The organism is Haemophilus parainfluenzae (assembly GCF_014931395.1).
Classification (GTDB): Bacteria; Pseudomonadota; Gammaproteobacteria; order Enterobacterales; family Pasteurellaceae; genus Haemophilus_D.
On sequence record NZ_CP063120.1, the window covers coordinates 975,375 to 995,559 of the forward strand.

Here is a 20,185-nt window from a genome sequence, read left to right on the forward strand (position 1 = left end):
TTATGCGCCTGTTTATTGCCGAGAAACCCAGTCTTGGGCGAGCGATTGCCGATGTATTGCCAAAACCTCATCAACGGGGGGATGGTTTTATTAAATGTGGCAATGATGACGTTGTGACTTGGTGCGTGGGGCATTTGCTCGAACAAGCTGAGCCCGATGCCTACGATCCTAAATTTAAACAATGGCGTTTAGAACATTTACCCATCATTCCTGAAAAATGGATTCTGTTACCGCGAAAAGAAGTCAAAAAACAACTTTCCGTGGTGGAAAAACTGATTCATCAAGCCGATGTTTTAGTTAATGCGGGTGACCCAGATAGAGAAGGGCAGTTGCTAGTGGATGAAGTGTTTAGTTATGCCAATTTATCAGCGGAAAAACGCGATGGCATTTTGCGTTGTTTGATTAGCGATCTTAACCCAAGTGCGGTCGAAAAAGAGGTACAAAAACTTCAACCGAATCGTCATTTTATTCCATTGGCAACCTCTGCGCTGGCGCGTTCGCGTGCGGACTGGCTGTACGGCATTAATATGACTCGCGCTTATACCATTCGTGGTCGCCAAGCCGGTTATGATGGCGTGCTTTCTGTTGGGCGAGTGCAAACGCCCGTATTAGGCTTGATTGTTCGCCGTGATTTAGAAATTGAAAATTTCCAACCCAAAGATTTCTATGAAGTGTTGGCGTGGGTAAAAGAAGAAAAAACAGCCGAAAATCCGACCGCACTTTTTTCTGCACTTTGGCAACCAAGTAAAGCTTGCGAAGACTACCAAGATGAAGATGGTCGCGTACTGTCTTTAGGCTTAGCCGAAAATGTGGTGAAGCGCATTACCGATCAACCTGCTGAAGTGACCGAATATGTGGACAAGCGCGAGAAAGAAACGGCGCCTTTACCTTATTCGTTGTCAGCATTGCAGATTGATGCGGCAAAACGGTTTGGCATGTCAGCGCAAAGTGTGTTGGATACCTGTCAGCGGTTATATGAAACCCATCGTTTGATTACCTATCCACGTTCTGATTGTCGTTATTTGCCGGAAGAGCATTTTGCTGAACGACATAAAGTGATGAATGCGATTTCACAGCATTGTCAGATTTATCAAACCTTGCCATCGGTGGTGGATAATGAGCAACGTAATCGTTGTTGGAATGATAAAAAAGTGGAAGCGCACCATGCGATCATTCCGACGGCTAACACACGTTCGATTAATTTAAGTATTGATGAACAACGTATTTATGAATTGATTGCACGCCAGTATTTATTGCAATTCTGTCCAGATGCGGAATATCGTAAAAGCAAAATTACCTTAAGTATTGCGGGCGGTACTTTTGTGGCTCAAGCGCGCAACTTGCAAACCGCTGGTTGGAAAGAGTTGCTTGGCAAAGAAGACGAAGATGAAAATCAAGAGCCGCTATTGCCGATCGTGAAGAAAGGACAGATCCTTTACTGTGAAAGAGGCGAAGTGGTAAGCAAAAAAACACAACCACCGAAACCGTTTACTGATGCGACATTGCTTTCGGCCATGACGGGTATTGCGCGCTTTGTGCAAGATAAAGAATTGAAAAAAATTCTGCGTGAAACAGATGGACTTGGCACAGAAGCCACCCGAGCAGGCATTATTGAATTGTTATTTAAACGCGGTTTTTTGACGAAAAAAGGGCGTAATATTCACAGCACAGAAACGGGTCGGATCCTCATTTCAGCGCTACCGGATATTGCTACACAACCTGATATGACGGCACATTGGGAAGCGCAATTAACGGATATCAGTCAAAAACAGGCGAGTTATCAGCAATTTATGTTTACACTCAATCAAATGTTGCCGGATTTAGTACGTTTTGTGGATTTCACTGCATTACGTCGTTTAAGTCAGATTTCAAAGGGTTTAAATGCGGCACCTGCAAAACGAAAAAGAGCGGTCAAAAAATCAGAAGATTTAAACGTTGAAAATTGATTAAACTTAATACAATTAAGTAAAAAAAATGGGAAAGCGCTTGCGAAAAGCATGAATTTTATATAACATTTGCTCCCAGTTTTCTTGCGGAATCGCAATTTAGAGAAGAAAGAATAATGTACAATATTTTATTATTTATTTATGTATTAGTTTGTATCGCCTTAATCGGCTTTATCCTTGTTCAACAAGGTAAAGGTGCGAACGCGGGTGCGTCATTTGGCGGCGGTGCATCAGGTACCATGTTTGGTTCTGCAGGTGCAGGTAACTTCTTAACCCGTACCAGCGCAATCTTAGCAACTGGCTTTTTTGTGATTGCTTTAGTGTTGGGTAATATCAACTCTCATCGTGGCAACGTACAAAAAGGTTCGTTCGACGATTTATCTCAAACTGCTGAACAAGTTCAACAACAGCAACAACAAGCTGCTCCAGCAGTTGAAAACAAAAATAACGATATTCCGCAATAAGGAATAAAAACAGAATAAACGCTCTGGTGGTGGAATTGGTAGACACGCTATCTTGAGGGGGTAGTGGCCGCAGGCCGTGCGAGTTCAAGTCTCGCCCAGAGCACCAAATATAAACCGACTTAATTAAGTCGGTTTTTTTTCGCCTAAAATTTGCTTGAATAGCTAGTTATTATCCCCTGTTTTGGTTACAATCTGTCGATTTTCTTTTTCTAGAAACCCATTAGGAGAGCACTATGAACTTCCCTCAAATCGCCCAGCAAGTGATTGATAAGCTTGGCGGCAAAGAAAACATCGCCACAGCAGCACATTGTGCAACGCGTTTACGTATTGTGCTAAACGATGAAAGCAAAGTGGACAAAGAAGGTATTGATAACATTGAAGGCGTGAAAGGGCAGTTTGCTGTCGCCGGTCAATATCAAATTATCTTTGGTTCAGGTACGGTGAATAAAGTCCATGCTGAACTTACCAAATTGCTTGGTATCGGCGATGTGAGCAAAGCCGAAGTGGCAGAAGCGGCGTCAGGCAACCAAAACTTATTACAACGTTTGGTGAAAGGCTTAGCGGATATTTTCGTGCCAATCATTCCGGCAATCGTAGCAGGCGGTTTGTTAATGGGTATTCACTCCATGCTGACAGCGAAAGGTTTCTTCGTTGATGAGTTGAGTGTGATTGATATGCACCCAGGTCTTGCGGATTTGGTGGACTTCATTAATACCATCGCGAACGCACCGTTTGTATTCTTACCGGTATTACTTGGTTTCTCTGCGACCCGTAAATTCGGCGGTAACCCATTCTTAGGGGCTGCACTTGGGATGTTATTAGTTCACCCTGCATTAGCAGATGGTTGGAACTATGCTTTAACTCTTGCGCAAGGCAAAATCCAATACTGGAATGTATTCGGTCTTGAAATTGAAAAAGTCGGCTATCAAGGTACCGTTATCCCAACATTAGTTTCTGCTTGGGTATTAGCAACCTTAGAAAAAACTTTCCGTAAGTTTGTGCCTTCTTACTTAGATAACCTTATTACCCCATTATTCTCGCTCTTTATTGCGGGCTTTTTAGCATTTACCGTAATTGGTCCAATCGGTCGTGAAGCGGGGTCATTAATTGCATCAGGTTTAACTTGGTTATATGACACTTTAGGTTTCGTGGGTGGCGCGATCTTCGGGGCATTCTATGCACCAATCGTGATCACCGGTATGCACCAAACCTTCATTGCAGTTGAAACACAATTATTGGCTGAAATGGCAAATACAGGCGGTACCTTTATTTTCCCTATCGCGGCAATGTCAAACATCGCACAAGGTGCAGCTTGTTTAGGTGTGGCAGTGGCATTAAAAGATCCAAAAGTACGCGGTTTAGCGGTGCCATCGGGTATTTCTGCATTATTAGGGATTACTGAACCGGCAATGTTCGGGGTGAACTTACGCTATCGTCAGGCTTTCTTTGCGGCGATGATTGGCTCAGGCTTAGCAAGTGCCTTTATCGCGTTCTTTAATGTAAAAGCCATTGCATTAGGGGCAGCAGGTTTCTTAGGTATCCCATCTATCAAACCAGATAGCCTTGCGATGTACTGCATCGGTATGGTGATTTCATTTGTGGTGGCATTCACGCTTTCAGTCGTTTTCGTGAAACGCGCACAAGTAAAAGCATAATTGAAATAAAAAAGAAAAAGCACGAGTTTAACCTCGTGCTTTTTTGTTTGGAAAAATGCGTCTAAAAATGACCGCACTTTCAGTGAGAATTAGCCTTCTCGACAGTTTAACCAAGTGGTTTTCATGCCTTGATTATTCTTGTAATACACGGAATTATTTTCACGAGCGATTAAATCAACATAACTGCCATCAATCGGCTCATAAGAGCGATAAATCACTTCAAAGCGGTTTCCGCGTGCATTTAAGGTACGATTTTCCACATGATCAAACGGTACCGCTTTTCCATCGTCTAATTGGAAATAAATACCAAAGTTATCTTTCATGCGGCTTTCTCTTGAAAGTGGGAAGTAAGTGGTTAAATAAGAATTCGAGCCCGTTTCTGAATTACGGCAAGAATAGTAATAACGCTTGTAATCTTTCGGATTGTTTAATTCCGCTTGGCTAATGTTATTTTTAAGATATCGTGTTTTAACGGTTTTCTTTGGTTGTTGTGTTGTGGTACAAGCAAACAAACCTACGAATGCAGTCGTCAGTAATGCTATTTTAAATTTATTCATCGATAAAGTTCCGAGAGTAGAGTGAATGAGAAAGAGACTATGATAGCGAAAATTGGGGATTGTGCAAGGGATGGGATTGAATGTGTGGCTTTGATATTAATCAGAGTACTCTATTTTTAGGTATTTTTTATAGGTTTAATTTTTTCTAATCTGCATTTTAATCTAGTTGCTAACGGACTATGTAATCTGGATAGCATATTAACCCGTCCTTGAGTAGCATTAAATAAAGTTTTATATTCAGATGACTTTGGAGAGGATTTATACATTATTTCGCATTGATAAACTGCAGATTCAATTTTTTCTCTTTCTTTCTTTGGTAAGGTAGGAGCATTAGTATTTACATTAACTCTGTGAATTTCTTGACGGTTATTTCTTGGCATAATCTTATGTTTTTTTCTGTTAAGTTCTACGCCAATGCTACTTAGCATTGTGTGAATTTGGCGGATAATTCGGGTTTTTTCTTTTTTGGTAATAGGTCTTTTAGAGGAAACAGAAATATCATCTACATATCGAGTATATATAAATCCTTTTTGAGATAATGTATTAACTAATTCAGGTTCTTTATACCATAGAGCTAGATTCGCTATGTAACTACTTACAGGGCTGCCTTGAACTAGGAATCCTTTGTAAGTGATTAATTCAGCTAATGTCTCTGAAACATCATGAGGAAAATGAAATATATTTTTCCATATGCTAACTACGATATCTTTACTAATGCTAGGAAAAAAATTCTTAATGTCTTCGGTAATAATACACTTACTATTCGTGTGAATATTAGCGTTAGTTAAATAATCTCGTTTAGCAAGGCTTCCTTGTAAATATTCAGGGTAATAAATTTTCTTTAGAAAAACATTCTTTATTTTCCTATGTATTGATTTTAATTTGTGTTTAATATCATATGTGTTTCTTAGAGTACCATCCCTTTTTTTTATTACGGATGCTACAAAGAAAAAATTATCAGAATGTTTTTTTATTAATAGAAGTTCATCGATATCTCTAATACCTAGTACATTAGCTAAAACTTCTAGACTTCCAATTGGTTTATGGGGATAAATTGGATTACTCAGTTTTTTTCTCCATTAGAGATAATGCCAAATAAGATAATTTTTCCGCAAGTTCTAAGGTAATACCATCTTGTTCAGTAGAGTCAGAAGCTAGAAAAATTAGTATGCTCGGAGGGATTTGTAGTGCTTTACAAATGCTATTTATAGTAGTTAAATTAGGTTCTCTTTTACCTTGTTCTAATAAGGTTAAATATGAGATAGAAATGTTAGCGTCATTAGCTAATTGGGTTTTTGTTATACCTTTTTGTGTTCGGCACAACATTATAGCTTTTCCAATATTCATATACTCATCGTCCAAGAAAAAAGAATAACCTGTTGCCAATAAGTTTTCATGGTAATAAAGACAAATGTTCAATAATTTTGTAAATCCAAGGTATTGAACTAAGTGCTTTACCTAGTAATTCCAAAATCTGACTTTGAGATTGTGCAACCTCAAGTTGACGAATGACTGAGTCAAGATTTTCTAATTGGCTGTTATCCATCTTATCATGCATCTCTGTTCTTAGTTGTTTCAACAATAGAACTGATTCTTCTAAAGATTTTTTAATCATTGAGTATTACCTCATGTTGGATTCAGTGCGACATTGCACCAGTTGTCAACACAATATTGAACTGAATAGAAATAAGATGGATAACACAGGTTACTCATTGTCTTCGGATAACGAAGTTATCCGTTCCAGTTGTATTAAACATTTAGTTAATAAAAAACTTAACAGCTTTGCTGCTCTGCTTCTTTGCATTTGCTGGAAATTTGATTGCTAATGCAATCGACCCTTGAGAGCCTCGTTCATAGTTCAATAATGATTAAATTTTTAGAAGTTGCATCAGGGAGGAGCTCCCTGTCACGAGAATAATTCTATAATTAAATTTGGACTAAATCAATATTAATTTTACTGGTAGTCAAAAAAAATCATATCTATCACTTCATCGCCACACCCAACCATTTCATCATCTCTCTCTCATCCCAACCTTTACGTTTAGCATAATCTTGAGCTTGGTCTTCATCAATGCGACCTAAGGTGAAATAGTTACTTGCAGGGTGGGTGAAGTACCAACCGCAGACGGAAGCGGCAGGCCACATGGCGTAGCTTTCGGTGAGTTTCATGCCGATGCGTTGTTCCACTTCTAATAAATCCCAAATCAAGGCTTTTTCGGTATGTTCAGGGCAGCTTGGATAACCCGGTGCTGGACGGATGCCGACATAGTTTTCATTGATTAACCCTTGGTTGTCGAATTCCTCTTGCGTGTAGCCCCAAATGCGGGTGCGTAGCTCAAAGTGCAGGTATTCTGCCATGGCTTCGGCGAGGCGGTCGCCCACGGCTTGTAGTAAGATAGCATTGTAGTCATCGCCTGCTGCTTTATAGCCTTCCACTAATTCCATTTCTTCAATGCCCGCACAGACGGCGAACATGCCGAACCAGTCTTTTTTACCGCTTTCGCGATCGGCAATAAAGTCACTTAAGGCAAAGTTAAACGGGCTTTTGCTGTTTTTGCCACGTTCGGTTTGCTGGCGTAAGCCGTAAGCGGTGCCAATGGGTTGTTTGCGATCTTCATCAGAGAAAAGCATGACATCATCGCCCACACGTTCGGCTGGGAAAATGCCTAAAATACCGCTTGGGTTGAGTTTGTGGTTTTGCTCTAATTCATCTAATACTACCTGCGCATCGTTCCACACTTTGCGTGCTTCTTCGCCGCCTTCTGGATAATCAAAGGCATCAGGGTAGCCGCCCATCAAGCCCCAAATGCGGAAGAATGGCGACCAGTCGATGAATTTACGTAGTTCGGCAATCGGCACATTTTTAAATTCCACGATGCCAGTTTGATTTGGTTTTGGTGGCACATAATCAGCCCATTCGCCACTAAAGCCATCAAAGCGGTTTGCTCGTGCTTCTTCAATGCTCAGTTGCTTACGAAGTGGTTTACGGTTAGAGAAAGATTGTTGAATTTTCTCGTAATCTTTCTTGAATTGTTCCCATAATGCCGCACGGCTTTCAGGGTTCATTAAGGTTGCACACACCGTCACCGCACGGGAGGCGTTAGAAGTATAAAATACGCCGTGTTCTTTATATTTTGGATAAAGTTTAATTGCTGTATGTTCTTTAGAGGTGGTTGCACCGCCAATCATCACAGGCAGCTTCAAGCCTAAACGGGTCATTTCACCTAAGAAGTATTCCATCTCATCTAGAGAAGGGGTAATCAAACCACTTAACGCGATGATATCCGCTTTTTCATCAATGGCGGTTTGAATGATTTTGTCCGCCGGCACCATCACGCCCAAGTCAATCACTTCAAAGTTATTACATTGCATCACCACGCTTACGATGTTTTTACCAATGTCGTGCACGTCGCCTTTCACGGTCGCAATCACCACTTTACCGTTGCTTGAGCCTTTTTGTTTGGTGGCATTGATAAACGGCTCTAAATATGCCACAGATTGTTTCATTACGCGCGCAGATTTCACTACTTGCGGTAGGAACATTTTACCGTCACCGAATAAATCACCGACGACATCCATCCCTTCCATCAGAGGCCCTTCAATGACATCTAATGGACTTGGCAATGTTTGGCGAGCTTCTTCAGTATCTTCCACAATGTAAGTGGTAATCCCTTTCACGAGGGCATGTTTTAAACGCTCTTCCACCGGCCAAGTGCGCCATTCTGCAACAGAATCGACCGCACTTTCATCGTTGCCTTGGTTACGATATTTTTCCGCAATATCGAGCAGTTTTTCGGTGGCATCATGGCTGCGGTTTAATACCGCATCTTCCACAATTTCACGTAACTCAGGATCGAGATCGTCATAAATTGCGAGTTGTCCTGCATTCACAATCCCCATATCCATGCCTTGTTTGATGGCGTGATAGAGGAAGACGGCGTGAATGGCTTCACGCATCACGTTATTACCACGGAATGAGAAAGACACATTTGACACCCCGCCCGAGATTTTTGCGTGCGGTAGTGCGCGTTTAATACGACCTGTAGCGTTGATGAAATCCACACCGTAGTTGTTGTGTTCTTCAATCCCCGTACCGATGGCAAAAATATTCGGGTCAAAAATAATGTCTTCTGGCGGGAAGCCGACTTGGTTCACCAAAATGTCATAAGCACGGCTACAAATTTCGACTTTGCGATTTTCGGTATCGGCTTGTCCCACTTCGTCAAACGCCATGACTACCACAGCTGCACCGTATTTACGCACCAGTTTAGCGTGGTCGATAAAGATTTCTTCGCCTTCTTTCAATGAGATCGAGTTCACAATCGGTTTACCTTGTACCGACTGTAAACCTGCTTCAATCACTTCCCATTTAGACGAGTCGATCATGACTGGCACTTTTGCCGCATCAGGCTCGGTCGCCATAATATTGAGGAAACGGGTCATGGCTTTTTTGCCGTCTAATAATGCTTCATCCATATTGACGTCGATCACTTGCGCGCCGTTTTCCACTTGGTCGATAGCAATTTCAATGGCTTCGGCAAATTTGTCTTCTTTAATTAAACGTTTGAATTTCGCTGAACCTGTCACGTTATTACGTTCACCCACGTTAACAAACAGGCTTTCATCATCAATATTGAGTGGCTCTAAGCCGGATAAACGCATTGCAGTTTTAATTTCCGGCAATTTACGTGGTGCAATACCTTGCATTGCATCTGCAAAGGCTTTGATGTGCTCCGGTGTTGTACCACAACAGCCGCCGACAATGTTCACAAAGCCACTTTCAGCCCATTCTTTAAGATGTGCCGCCATCTCTTCAGCACCTAGATCATAGCCACCAAAGGCATTTGGTAAGCCTGCATTTGGGTGAACAGACACATAGGTTTCGCTGATTTTAGATAGTTGTTCAACATACTGACGAAGTTCTTTCGGGCCTAGCGCACAGTTCAAACCGAACGTTAGTGGTTTAGCGTGACGAAGCGAGTTGTAGAACGCTTCGGTGGTTTGCCCAGAAAGGGTACGGCCGGAAGCATCGGTAATGGTGCCGGAAATCATAATCGGCAATTCCACACCTAATTCTTCAAATACGGTTTCAATGGCGAAAATGGCGGCTTTTGCGTTTAACGTGTCAAAAATGGTTTCGATCATGATCAAATCAGCACCACCTTCAATTAAGCCTTTAGTCGCTTGGGCATAGGCATTCACCAATTCCATAAATGTCACATTACGGAAACCCGGGTCATTTACATCGGGAGAAATAGAGGCGGTGCGGTTGGTTGGCCCTAATACACCTGCAACAAAGCGAGGTTTTTCTGGTGTGCTGTATTTGTCTGCAGCTAAACGGGCTAGTTTTGCCCCTGCAAAATTCAGTTCGTAGGCAATAGACTGTAAATCATAATCCGCTTGCGCAATGGTGGTCGAACTGAAGGTATTGGTTTCAATAATATCGGCGCCCGCTTGTAAGTATTTCTCATGAATCGCAGAAATTAATAGCGGTTGGGTTAAGGTGAGCAAGTCATTATTACCACGTAAATCAACCGCACTTTCTTTAAAACGCTCGCCTCTAAAATCAGCCTCGGTGAGTTTGTATTTTTGGATCATCGTCCCCATCGCACCATCTAAAATGAGGATGCGTTCAGCGAGGGATTTTTTCAGTAATTCGGTTTGATTATGTGACATAGACAGCTCTTTTTAAAATCAATCAATATTGAAGAGAATGATAGGTATAAGCACACAGAGTGTCAAATAAAAGGGGAGAAAGTGCGGTAAAAAAATGGAATGTTTTCAAAAAGAAAGGCGGACAAATTGTCCGCCGAATGGTTAGCAATATTTGCTGTCCGAGTAAAAAAACAGATTAACGTAAAAATGCCGGAATATTTTTTTCATATTCGCTGATGGCATCTTCGTGTTGTAACGTCAAACCGATGTTATCTAAGCCGTTTAATAAACAATGACGGCGGAATTCATCCAGTTCAAAGTGATAGACTTTATCACCTACAGTGACCGTCATCGCTTCTAAATCTACGTAGATTTGTTTGCCTTCATTTGCCCACACCCATTGAAAGATTTCTTCCACTTCTTCTTCGCTTAAACGAATCGGTAACATGTGGTTGTTCAAGCTATTGTTATAGAAAATATCCGCAAAGCTTGGTGCGATCATCACTTTGAAACCGTAATCGGCTAATGCCCAAGGTGCATGTTCACGCGAAGAACCACAGCCAAGGTTTTTACGCGCTAATAAAATGGTCGCGCCTTGATATTGTGGATAATTCAATACGAAATCTGGATTTGGCTTGGTGCCTTCTACATCCAAATAACGCCATTCATGGAATAAGTGTTTGCCGAAACCTACGCGCGTAATGGCTTGTAAAAATTGTTTTGGAATAATCGCATCCGTGTCCACGTTTGCCGCATCCAATGGCACTACTAAGCCTGAAAGTTGTTTAAATCCTGCCATTTTTTGCTCCTTAGTTTAATGTGACGTCACGAATATCAACGAATTTGCCGAACATTCCCGCTGCGGCAGCCATCGCAGGACTCACTAAGTGAGTACGACCATTACGGCCTTGGCGACCTTCAAAGTTACGGTTCGAAGTGGAAGCACAGCGTTCCCATTCACCTAAACGGTCATCGTTCATCCCTAAACACATTGAGCAGCCAGGGTTACGCCATTCAGCGCCCGCTTCGATAAAGATTTTATCCAAGCCTTCTTTTTCTGCTTGCTCTTTCACTAAGCCTGAACCCGGTACCACTAAAATACGTTTTACATTGTCAGCTTTTTTGCGCCCTTTCATGACAGCCGCTGCCGCACGTAAATCTTCGATACGAGCATTGGTGCAAGAACCGATAAAGACTTGATCCACCGGAATATCTTTTAAATCAGTATTCGGTTCTAAACCGATATAATTCAACGCTTTTTCTGCTGAAGCACGAGTCACAGGATCGGTCATTTCTGCTGGATTAGGTACGCGTTGATCGATACCGATTACTTGGCCTGGGTTTGTTCCCCAAGTCACCTGTGGTGCAATGTCTTTGGCTTCTAACGTGATGACCGTGTCAAATTTCGCATCATCATCGGATTTTAAGGTTTTCCAATAAGCAACGGCATCATCCCAATCTTTACCTTTTGGTGCATGTGGACGACCTTTTAAGTATTCGAAAGTCGTTTCATCTGGTGCGATTAAGCCGGCTTTCGCGCCCATTTCAATCGCCATATTACAAACGGTCATACGGCCTTCCATAGAAAGGTCACGAATGGCTTCACCACAGAATTCCACCACATGGCCTGTACCACCAGCCATGGTGGTTTTACCGATAATAGCAAGAATAATATCTTTTGCGGTAATGCCTGGCGCCACTTTGCCACGCACTTCAATTTTCATATTTTTCGCACGAGCTTGTTTTAAGGTTTGTGTGGCTAATACGTGTTCGACTTCGGAGGTACCGATACCAAATGCCAAAGCACCAAACGCACCATGAGTGGCGGTATGGGAGTCACCACAAACGATAGTCATGCCAGGTAAAGTTAAGCCTTGTTCAGGCCCCATGACATGCACGATACCTTGTTCTTTTGTGGTCATATCGAATAATTGAATACCGGTCGCTTTTGTGTTTTTTGCGAGCTCCAATACTTGAATTTTCGCTTGGCCTTCAAGTTTATTTACATCACGTACTTGGGTAGAAATACTGTGATCCATGGTACCGAACGTTTTACTTACTTGACGTACTTGGCGGCCTGCCACACGTAAACCATCAAAGGCTTGTGGGCTGGTCACTTCATGGATTAAATGACGGTTAATATACAAAATCGGCGTTTCGCCTTCAGCTTCGTACACCACATGGGCATCGAATAGTTTCTCGTAGAGTGTTTTTGCCATAATTTTTCTCAATTCGTTAGAGTAGCAAGTGCGGTCAAATTATTACTCGTAAATCCTGAAGATTTACTCGCTCCTTCGGAGCCGTTGGCAGAGCCAACGTTCAAAAAGCATTGCTTTTTGTCAGTGTTTTTAAGCCGCACTTTAATTGTTTTTATTAGATTGCTTTAGCGATTAATGTACCCATTTCTGCCGTTGAAACAGGGGCAGAGTCATCGGCTAAATCACCGGTACGGTGACCATTTGCTAAGACTTTTTGCACGGCATTTTCAATGGCATCCGCTGCTTCGTTTAAGTTGAAGCTATAACGCAACATCATCGCCGCAGAAAGAATTTGTGCGATTGGGTTGGCAATGCCTTTGCCTGCGATATCTGGTGCAGAACCGCCAGCCGGTTCATATAAACCGAAACCTTCTTCATTTAAGCTAGCAGATGGCAACATCCCCATAGAGCCCGTGATCATCGCCGCTTCATCAGAAATAATATCACCGAAAATGTTAGAGCAGAGGAGTACATCGAAAGATTCAGGCGCTTTGATTAACTGCATGGTCGCGTTGTCGATATAAATGTGATCTAAGGTGACTTCTGGATAGTCTTTCGCCACTTCTGTCACGGTTTCACGCCATAAGATTGAAGCTTGTAATACGTTAGCTTTATCGACAGAAGTGACGTGTTTACGACGTTTCATTGCCGCATCAAAAGCTGCACGTGCAATGCGTTCGATTTCATATTTGTAATAAACTTCCGTATCGAATGCTTTGGTTTGTGCGCCTTCACCTTCACGACCTTTAGGCTGACCGAAATAAATCCCACCCGTTAATTCACGTACAACCACCATATCAAACCCTTTCGCTGCAATATCTGCACGTAATGGACAGAATTTTTCGAGTCCTTTATAAAGGGTAGCAGGACGAAGATTGCAGAATAATTTAAAATGTTTACGCAATGGTAATAATGCACCGCGTTCTGGTTGTTGATCCGGTGGTAAATTTGTCCATTTAGGGCCGCCAACAGAGCCAAACAAAATCGCATCAGCCTCATCACAACCTTTTAAGGTGTCTGCCGGTAATGGGCAACCACAATGATCAATTGCAGCACCACCTACATAAAATTCATTGAAGTTAAGTTTAAAACCGAATTTTTCTTGGACTTTGTTTAATACTTTAATGGCTTCAGCCATGACTTCCGGACCGATACCGTCTCCTGGTAGAACAGCGATGTTGTATGATTGCATATTATTTTTCCTATTTCTTTCACACTAAAGTGCGGTTAATTTTCTCCCCTCTTTGCTAAAGAGGGGGATTGGATTAATGATGTTTGTGGCTTTTAATATCGGCGACTTTATGCGCACGATAAATAGCATTAATTGCATGAACTAAAGCAAGTGCGGAAGATTCAACGATGTCTGTCGCTAAACCAACGCCATGGAATTTACGGCCTTCGTGTTCAACCACGATATCCACCTGACCTAAGGCTTCAGCACCTTCGCCTTTTGCAGTTAAGTTATAGTGCGACATTTTGATATCTAAGCCGGTTAAATTCAAGATCGCATTGTAAACTGCATCAACCGGACCATTACCACCGATAGAAGAGGTGCTTAATTTTTTACCATCCAATTCCACTTGAACAAACGCAGTTGCTGGATATTCTTTAGTGGAATGTGCAGAAAGTTTATCTAACACTAAACGATCCTCATCCCCTTGTTGCATATCGATAAAGGCTAAAGCTTCTAAGTCATAATCGAATACTTGGCCTTTTTTGTCTGCTAATTTTAAGAAGGCTTCATACAATTTGTCTAAATCGTAATCTTGTTCGGTGTAGCCCATATCCGCCATGTGACCTTTTACCGCTGCGCGACCAGAACGTGCGGTTAAGTTCAATTTTTCTTTTTTCAAGCCAATAGTTTCTGGCGACATGATTTCGTAGGTATTTTGGTTTTTTAACATGCCATCTTGGTGAATACCGGATGAATGTGCAAAAGCATTTGAGCCTACAATCGCTTTATTCGGTTGGATTGGCATATTACAAAGTTGGCTCACCATTTGGCTGACACGGTGGATTTCTTGTGTGTTGATACGTGTATCCACGCCCATAAATTCTTGACGAACTTTCATTGCCATCACCACTTCTTCAAGAGAGGTGTTGCCTGCGCGTTCACCAATGCCGTTAATAGTACATTCAATTTGACGTGCACCATTTTGTACAGCGGTTAAGGAGTTAGCCGTTGCCATACCTAAGTCATTGTGACAATGTACGGAAATCACAGCTTTATCGATATTTGGTACGCGGTTACGTACTTCAGCAATAATATTGCCGAATTGATTAGGTAAGCAGAAACCAACAGTGTCAGGAATGTTTACAGTTGTTGCACCTGCATTAATTGCGGCTTCAACAATACGACAAATATTGTCGATACCGGTGCGGCCCGCATCTTCGCAAGAAAATTCTACGTCGTCTGTATAATTACGTGCATGTTTTACTGCTGCCACCGCCATTTCAACGACATCGTCAAAAGTACGTTTTAATTTGGCTTCAACGTGTAAGGCTGAAACTGCAATAAATGTATGGATACGAAACGCTTCTGCCACTTTTAAGGCTTCAGCTGCAGCATCAATATCTTTAATTACTGCACGGGAAAGTGCCGCAACACGACTATTTTTGATATGGCGTGCAATGGTTTGAACAGATTCAAAATCACCTTGAGAAGAAACCGGGAAACCGACTTCCATCACATCCACGCCGAGACGTTCAAGTGCCAAAGCAATCTGTAATTTCTCTTTAACGGTTAAGCTTGCTTTTAACGCTTGTTCGCCATCACGCAAGGTAGTATCAAAAATAATAACGCGATCTGTCATAATGTTTTCCTTCTTTTATCACTCAAAGTGCGGTCATTTTTACCGTGATTTTAAAACGAAAAAACCCGCAATCTTAAAAGTGCGGGTTGATAATAGATTTTTTACATAAAGGTGTTTTTTATCCACAACTTAGCCGCACAAAGAATGTGAGAGCAGGAGGTTGAGAGATAAAGAAACAGCTTGGTACATAAAAAGATAATCCTGTAAAAAATTCTGTAGAACGCTGTCCATATTACGGATAAAAATGTTGCTGTCAAATCATTTATCAGTGATTTATATCTAAAATGAATATCTCTACACAATCTTAAAAGTGTATTTCTCTTAATATAAGTTTTTTATCAGAATTAATCTCTAAAAATAGCTTTTAAGAAGCTGTTTTTGTCCTGTTTTATTCCTCGTTTCTGGTATGCCTATTTTTTCTAAAATTTTTTCTCTTTTTGCGATCTGAATCGCAGAATTAAGACAAACTTTTCATTTTTTGAGACAAATCTCGCCATAATTTTCTTTTTAAAGGAGAGAATTATGAGCGATTTTACGTCGATTTTGTTGCGATTAGCTCAAGTGCCCAAATTGGGCAGTGTGCGGATTCAACAAATTTTGGCCCATGTGAATATAGAAGAATTGTTAAATTATGATGAAGTGGCATTTCAACAAATGGGTTGGGAGGCTTTGCAGATTCGTCGTTGGTTTCAGCCAGAAATGAAATTTATTGAACCCGCTTTGAGCTGGGCAGAAAAAGAAGGCCATCATTTAATACACTGTTTTTCAGATGACTATCCTTTTTTACTCAAACAAATTAGTGGCTTTCCGCCCTTATTATTTGTGAAAGGTAATCTGATCGCACTTTCAGCACAGCAAATCGCCATGGTTGGAAGTCGTTATTGCTCCGCTTATGGGGAATATTGGGCAAAATATTTTGCGACAGAGCTTTCTCTCGCAGGATTAACGGTGACGAGTGGGTTGGCTGTAGGTATCGATGGATTTAGCCATCAGGCGGTGGTGGATATTCAAGGGCAGACCATTGCCGTATTGGGCAGCGGATTAGATCACATTTACCCCGCTAAACATCGCCGATTAGCCGAGCAAATTATCGAAAATAACGGGGCATTAGTTTCTGAATTTATCCCTACGCAAGCACCGATTGCTGAAAATTTTCCTCGTCGTAATCGCATTATTAGCGGGCTTTCATTAGGAACATTAGTCATTGAAGCCACAGAGAAAAGCGGTTCATTGATTACAGCACGCTATGCTTTAGAACAAAATCGCGATATTTTTGCCTTACCAGGGAATATTCAAAGTGAATACAGTCAAGGCTGCCATAAACTGATTAAGCAAGGGGCGATGTTGGTGGAAAATGTCAAAGATATTTTAGATAGCCTCAATCACAGCGTTGTTTTTCAGCCTCCAGTACATAATACGCAAATTAATAAGCCGATAGCTCAACCACTCACAGCAAAAACACTAGCCGTGGAACCAAGTCATCCTGAACTTTATCAACATATCAGTTATACACCAATAAGCCTTGATGATTTATCGGTTACATTGAATTTGCCGGTGGATTTGCTTTTAGTGCAGTTGTTAGATTTGGAGTTACAAGATTTAATCGTCAATGAGAATGGACTCTATAAGCGGATAGCATAAACGGGGTAGAGTAAGGAGACTATCCTGTGCTAAGATACGGCTCAGTGTTTAGAAAGGAGAACCTATGTTAGCCATTATTTCCCCGGCAAAAACCTTAGATTTTGAAAGTGCGGTCAGAAATCTTCCTGTTTCTCAACCGCACTTGACGGATTATAGTGAGCAACTGATTGAAATCTGTCGTCAATTATCTCCCCAAGATCTTTCTTCCTTAATGTCTATCAGCGATAAACTTGCGGGCTTAAATGCCGCTCGTTTTGCTGAATGGACAAAATCTCACAACGAAAAAAATTCACGCGCAGCCATTTGGGCATTCAAAGGTGATGTTTACACCGGTTTGGATGCGGATAGCTTATCTGATGAAGATGTGCAATTCGCACAACGCCATTTACGTATGCTTTCTGGCTTATATGGCTTACTTAAACCCCTTGATTTAATGCAACCTTACCGCTTGGAAATGGGCACGAAGTTAGCGAATCCAAAAGGGAAAGATCTTTATGCTTTTTGGGGTAACATCATCACTCAATCCGTGCAACAAGCGCTTGATGAGCAAGGCGATCGTATTTTGATCAATTTAGCCTCCGATGAATATTATAAATCAGTGAAAGAAAGCCAATTAGAGGCACAGATTGTTAAGCCTGTTTTCTTAGATAATAAGAATGGTAAATACAAAGTGGTCAGCTTTTATGCGAAAAAAGCCCGTGGTTTAATGTGTCGTTTTATCATTCAAAATCGTTTGGAACGTGTTGAACAACTGAAAGAGTTTGACCTAGGTGGTTATTGGTTTGATGCGACATCCTCAACTGAAAAAGAATTTGTATTTAAGCGAGATATCAATGAATAAAATCTTGGTTATATTGACCGCACTTTTACTCTCAGGTTGTGCGGCAAAAGTGAGTCAGCTTCAAACTCCTGAAAAAATTGAGTACAACGGCAAAACTTATAAACTTACTGCAAGCCAAGATTTGGATACGATTGCGCGCTATGTTTATCTTGCCGAGCCAGATACCTTAGAAAATTGGCAATCTCAAATTGAAGTGTTGCTTGATCGTGATTTATCCCGTTCTATTGAGCAACGCGTAGCATTGCGTGAGAAGGTATACCGTAATTTAGGCGTGACAGATTTCAAAATTCTTGCGAATTCAACGAATCCGAAAAAGCCCGCTACTGAGTTAAATGGTTATGTCATTTATGCTCCGACAGAACAAAATCCGTCCTGGCAAGTGGATATTGCTAAGGGCAAAAATGTGCCACGTTGTGGTTTCGTGCAATACCAATATTCCCAAAAAATGGAAATGAAAAAGTTTCAGCGCTTAAGCAAAGTAAAAATTGTGAAAAATTTACAAAAGTATCTTGTCGCAAAAGAAAGTAAAACATTACAAAAAGCGGATCTTTCTTGGAAATGTGAAAGTTATTTCAATCACTAAAATGTATAACTAGATCAAATCTCAAGTAAATTTTTCAAATTTTGCTAGAGCAGAAATTATGGATGGTGTAATCTTAGCACCAATTGTTTTTAAGAATTCAAAGTAGGTAAATATGATTAAAAAAATTGCTGTATTAACCAGTGGTGGTGATGCTCCTGGTATGAATGCTGCTATTCGTGGTGTTGTGCGTGCAGCACTTGCAGAAGGGCTTGATGTATTCGGCATTTATGATGGTTATCAAGGCTTATACAACAATAAAATCAAACAGTTAAACCGTTATAATGTATCAGATATTATTAACCGTGGTGGTACATTCTTAGGTTCTGCTCGTTTCCCTGAATTTAAGGATCCAGCGGTACGTGAAAAATGTGCAGAAATTTTACGTTCACATGGTATTGATGCTTTAGTTGTTATCGGTGGTGATGGTTCTTACATGGGGGCGAAATTGCTCACAGAAGAACATGGTTTCCCTTGCGTGGGTATTCCAGGCACGATTGATAATGATGTGGCAGGTACGGATTACACAATCGGTTATGAAACTGCGCTACAAACAGCGGTGGATGCCATCGACCGTTTACGTGACACCTCAAGTTCTCATCAACGTATTTCTATCGTAGAAATCATGGGCCGTCACTGTAGTGACTTAACTATTTCTGCAGGCATCGCAGGTGGTTGTGAATATATCGTGGCATCTGAAATGGAATTTAATCGTGAAGAATTAATTCGCCAAATTGAGCGCAGTATTATTCGTGGAAAACGCCACGCCATCATTGCGATTACTGAGTTAATCACTGACGTGCATTCTCTCGCTCGTGAAATTGAAGCTCGTGTAGGTCATGAAACCCGTGCAACCGTATTAGGCCATATTCAACGTGGTGGTTCGCCTTGTGCCTTTGACCGTATTTTAGCTTCACGTATGGGCGTATATGCGGTAGATATATTGCTACAAGGTAAAGGTGGCTACTGTGTGGGTATTCAAAATGAAAAATTAGTTCACCACGATATTATTGATGCAATCAACAATATGCGTCGTGAATTTAAAGCAGATTGGTTAGAAATGGCTAAACGCTTAGAATAATCTTTGTAAGGTTATTTAAAATAAAAGAAATCGGGCTAAAGCAATCATTGTTTTAGCCCGATTTTTATCTGTTTAGATTAAGCTTTTAAGTTATTTCTCTTACGCTGCAAAATAAAAACACGACAATCATAGGGATTATCCGCATCCGCTTGGCGATATTCTTCAAACTCGATGTTCCATTCAGCCCAATTAATTTCAGGGAAGAAGGTGTCACCGTCAATGTCTGCTTGAATTTGCGTGAGGTACAATTTATCTGCTTTAGGTAAATATTGTTTAAATAACTCTCCGCCGCCGAGCAACATAATTTCATCAAATTCTTTGACAAAATCGACCGCACTTTCAAAACTATTTTTCCAGATGACACCTTCATGTTCGTAAGGCGTGCGTGAAAGGACAATATTAGTCCGTTTCGGTAGTGGGCGACCAATGCTTTCGAAAGTTTTACGGCCCATAATCACCGGTTTTCCCGTAGTGTTTTTACGAAACCAGGCTAAATCAGCAGGCAAGTGCCAAGGCATTTGATTATCTTTTCCGATGACGTTATTTTTTGTTATCGCAACGATCAAACTTAATGTCATATTTTCTATCCTATTTTTCTTTTTTTGCATTATATCATAGCTATTCAGAAAATCTGAATTTGAGATGGTTTTTTTCGTGATTTTTATTAATTTTAGTGCTAATTTAACCGCACTTT

General features: G+C 41.1%; 17 protein-coding genes and 1 tRNA gene. 8 read left to right on the forward strand and 10 right to left on the reverse strand.

Annotated elements, in window-relative coordinates; genetic code table 11:
- The first annotated feature begins 2 nt into the window (after positions 1–2).
- The 4 genes from INP94_RS04805 (at position 3) to INP94_RS04820 (ending at position 4,065) form a co-directional block, all read left to right on the forward strand.
- Positions 3–1,946 carry a DNA topoisomerase III gene (locus INP94_RS04805; protein WP_197544187.1) on the forward strand — a complete coding sequence of 648 codons (1,944 nt, stop codon included), beginning with the start codon at positions 3–5 and terminating at the stop codon, positions 1,944–1,946.
- Between the two features lie 116 nt (positions 1,947–2,062).
- Positions 2,063–2,410 carry a preprotein translocase subunit SecG gene (gene secG / locus INP94_RS04810; protein ID WP_005696834.1) on the forward strand — a complete coding sequence of 116 codons (348 nt, stop codon included), beginning with the start codon at positions 2,063–2,065 and terminating at the stop codon, positions 2,408–2,410.
- A gap of 20 nt (positions 2,411–2,430) precedes the next feature.
- Positions 2,431–2,516 (forward strand) — tRNA-Leu (locus INP94_RS04815).
- Positions 2,517–2,643: 127 nt separating this feature from the next.
- Entirely contained in the window at positions 2,644–4,065 is a 1,422-nt protein-coding gene (locus INP94_RS04820) for a sucrose-specific PTS transporter subunit IIBC (protein ID WP_197544188.1), read from the forward strand.
- Between the two features lie 89 nt (positions 4,066–4,154).
- On the opposite strand, the gene INP94_RS04825 is transcribed toward INP94_RS04820, so the two are convergent.
- The 9 genes from INP94_RS04825 to leuA form a co-directional block, all read right to left on the reverse strand.
- Positions 4,155–4,622 carry a hypothetical protein gene (locus tag INP94_RS04825; RefSeq protein WP_197544189.1) on the reverse strand — a complete coding sequence of 156 codons (468 nt, stop codon included), beginning with the start codon at positions 4,620–4,622 and terminating at the stop codon, positions 4,155–4,157.
- A gap of 116 nt (positions 4,623–4,738) precedes the next feature.
- Complete coding sequence (locus INP94_RS04830; RefSeq protein ID WP_197544269.1) at positions 4,739–5,689, reverse strand: reverse transcriptase family protein; 951 nt, start codon at positions 5,687–5,689, stop codon at positions 4,739–4,741.
- Complete coding sequence (locus INP94_RS04835; protein WP_049375703.1) at positions 5,682–5,969, reverse strand: helix-turn-helix domain-containing protein; 288 nt, start codon at positions 5,967–5,969, stop codon at positions 5,682–5,684. Before INP94_RS04835 ends, INP94_RS04830 begins: the two co-directional genes overlap by 8 nt.
- Before the next feature lie 46 nt (positions 5,970–6,015).
- On the reverse strand, positions 6,016–6,237 hold the full coding sequence (locus INP94_RS04840; protein WP_197544190.1) for a hypothetical protein: 222 nt from the start codon (positions 6,235–6,237) through the stop codon (positions 6,016–6,018).
- 368 nt (positions 6,238–6,605) lie between these two features.
- Positions 6,606–10,298, reverse strand: coding sequence for a methionine synthase (gene metH, locus INP94_RS04845; protein ID WP_197544191.1), 3,693 nt, complete (start codon positions 10,296–10,298; stop codon positions 6,606–6,608).
- 175 nt (positions 10,299–10,473) lie between these two features.
- A complete protein-coding gene (gene leuD / locus INP94_RS04850) occupies positions 10,474–11,076 on the reverse strand; it encodes a 3-isopropylmalate dehydratase small subunit (protein WP_197544192.1) in 603 nt (200 codons plus the stop codon).
- A gap of 10 nt (positions 11,077–11,086) precedes the next feature.
- Positions 11,087–12,496, reverse strand: coding sequence for a 3-isopropylmalate dehydratase large subunit (leuC, locus tag INP94_RS04855; protein ID WP_041918225.1), 1,410 nt, complete (start codon positions 12,494–12,496; stop codon positions 11,087–11,089).
- Positions 12,497–12,650: 154 nt separating this feature from the next.
- A complete protein-coding gene (gene leuB, locus INP94_RS04860; RefSeq protein WP_197544193.1) occupies positions 12,651–13,727 on the reverse strand; it encodes a 3-isopropylmalate dehydrogenase in 1,077 nt (358 codons plus the stop codon).
- Positions 13,728–13,800: 73 nt separating this feature from the next.
- Complete coding sequence (leuA, locus tag INP94_RS04865; RefSeq protein WP_005696823.1) at positions 13,801–15,348, reverse strand: 2-isopropylmalate synthase; 1,548 nt, start codon at positions 15,346–15,348, stop codon at positions 13,801–13,803.
- Between the two features lie 522 nt (positions 15,349–15,870).
- On the opposite strand from leuA, the gene dprA reads away from it, so the two are divergent.
- From dprA to pfkA, 4 genes are all read left to right on the forward strand, one after another.
- Positions 15,871–16,989, forward strand: coding sequence for a DNA-processing protein DprA (dprA, locus tag INP94_RS04870; RefSeq protein WP_197544194.1), 1,119 nt, complete (start codon positions 15,871–15,873; stop codon positions 16,987–16,989).
- Positions 16,990–17,053: 64 nt separating this feature from the next.
- Positions 17,054–17,830, forward strand: a complete 777-nt coding sequence (gene yaaA, locus INP94_RS04875; RefSeq protein WP_049375008.1) for a peroxide stress protein YaaA — start codon at positions 17,054–17,056, stop codon at positions 17,828–17,830.
- Positions 17,823–18,413, forward strand: coding sequence for an HI_0983 family protein (locus INP94_RS04880; protein ID WP_197544195.1), 591 nt, complete (start codon positions 17,823–17,825; stop codon positions 18,411–18,413). The genes yaaA and INP94_RS04880 overlap by 8 nt, the downstream gene beginning before the upstream one ends.
- A 112-nt stretch (positions 18,414–18,525) precedes the next feature.
- Positions 18,526–19,491, forward strand: coding sequence for a 6-phosphofructokinase (gene pfkA / locus INP94_RS04885; RefSeq protein WP_049363272.1), 966 nt, complete (start codon positions 18,526–18,528; stop codon positions 19,489–19,491).
- A gap of 77 nt (positions 19,492–19,568) precedes the next feature.
- Here the strand turns inward: pfkA and folA are convergent, their stop codons facing one another.
- Complete coding sequence (folA, locus tag INP94_RS04890) at positions 19,569–20,069, reverse strand: type 3 dihydrofolate reductase (RefSeq protein WP_197544196.1); 501 nt, start codon at positions 20,067–20,069, stop codon at positions 19,569–19,571.
- Positions 20,070–20,185: the final 116 nt, after the last annotated feature.

Coding starts and splice junctions, on each gene's coding strand:
- INP94_RS04805 (WP_197544187.1), top strand. CDS start 3: ATGCGCCTGTTTATTGCCGAGAAACCCAGTCTTGGGCGAGCGATTGCC.
- secG (WP_005696834.1), top strand. CDS start 2,063: ATGTACAATATTTTATTATTTATTTATGTATTAGTTTGTATCGCCTTA.
- INP94_RS04820 (WP_197544188.1), top strand. CDS start 2,644: ATGAACTTCCCTCAAATCGCCCAGCAAGTGATTGATAAGCTTGGCGGC.
- INP94_RS04825 (WP_197544189.1), bottom strand. CDS start 4,622: ATGAATAAATTTAAAATAGCATTACTGACGACTGCATTCGTAGGTTTG.
- INP94_RS04835 (WP_049375703.1), bottom strand. CDS start 5,969: ATGAATATTGGAAAAGCTATAATGTTGTGCCGAACACAAAAAGGTATA.
- INP94_RS04840 (WP_197544190.1), bottom strand. CDS start 6,237: ATGATTAAAAAATCTTTAGAAGAATCAGTTCTATTGTTGAAACAACTA.
- metH (WP_197544191.1), bottom strand. CDS start 10,298: ATGTCACATAATCAAACCGAATTACTGAAAAAATCCCTCGCTGAACGC.
- leuD (WP_197544192.1), bottom strand. CDS start 11,076: ATGGCAGGATTTAAACAACTTTCAGGCTTAGTAGTGCCATTGGATGCG.
- leuC (WP_041918225.1), bottom strand. CDS start 12,496: ATGGCAAAAACACTCTACGAGAAACTATTCGATGCCCATGTGGTGTAC.
- leuB (WP_197544193.1), bottom strand. CDS start 13,727: ATGCAATCATACAACATCGCTGTTCTACCAGGAGACGGTATCGGTCCG.
- leuA (WP_005696823.1), bottom strand. CDS start 15,348: ATGACAGATCGCGTTATTATTTTTGATACTACCTTGCGTGATGGCGAA.
- dprA (WP_197544194.1), top strand. CDS start 15,871: ATGAGCGATTTTACGTCGATTTTGTTGCGATTAGCTCAAGTGCCCAAA.
- yaaA (WP_049375008.1), top strand. CDS start 17,054: ATGTTAGCCATTATTTCCCCGGCAAAAACCTTAGATTTTGAAAGTGCG.
- INP94_RS04880 (WP_197544195.1), top strand. CDS start 17,823: ATGAATAAAATCTTGGTTATATTGACCGCACTTTTACTCTCAGGTTGT.
- pfkA (WP_049363272.1), top strand. CDS start 18,526: ATGATTAAAAAAATTGCTGTATTAACCAGTGGTGGTGATGCTCCTGGT.
- folA (WP_197544196.1), bottom strand. CDS start 20,069: ATGACATTAAGTTTGATCGTTGCGATAACAAAAAATAACGTCATCGGA.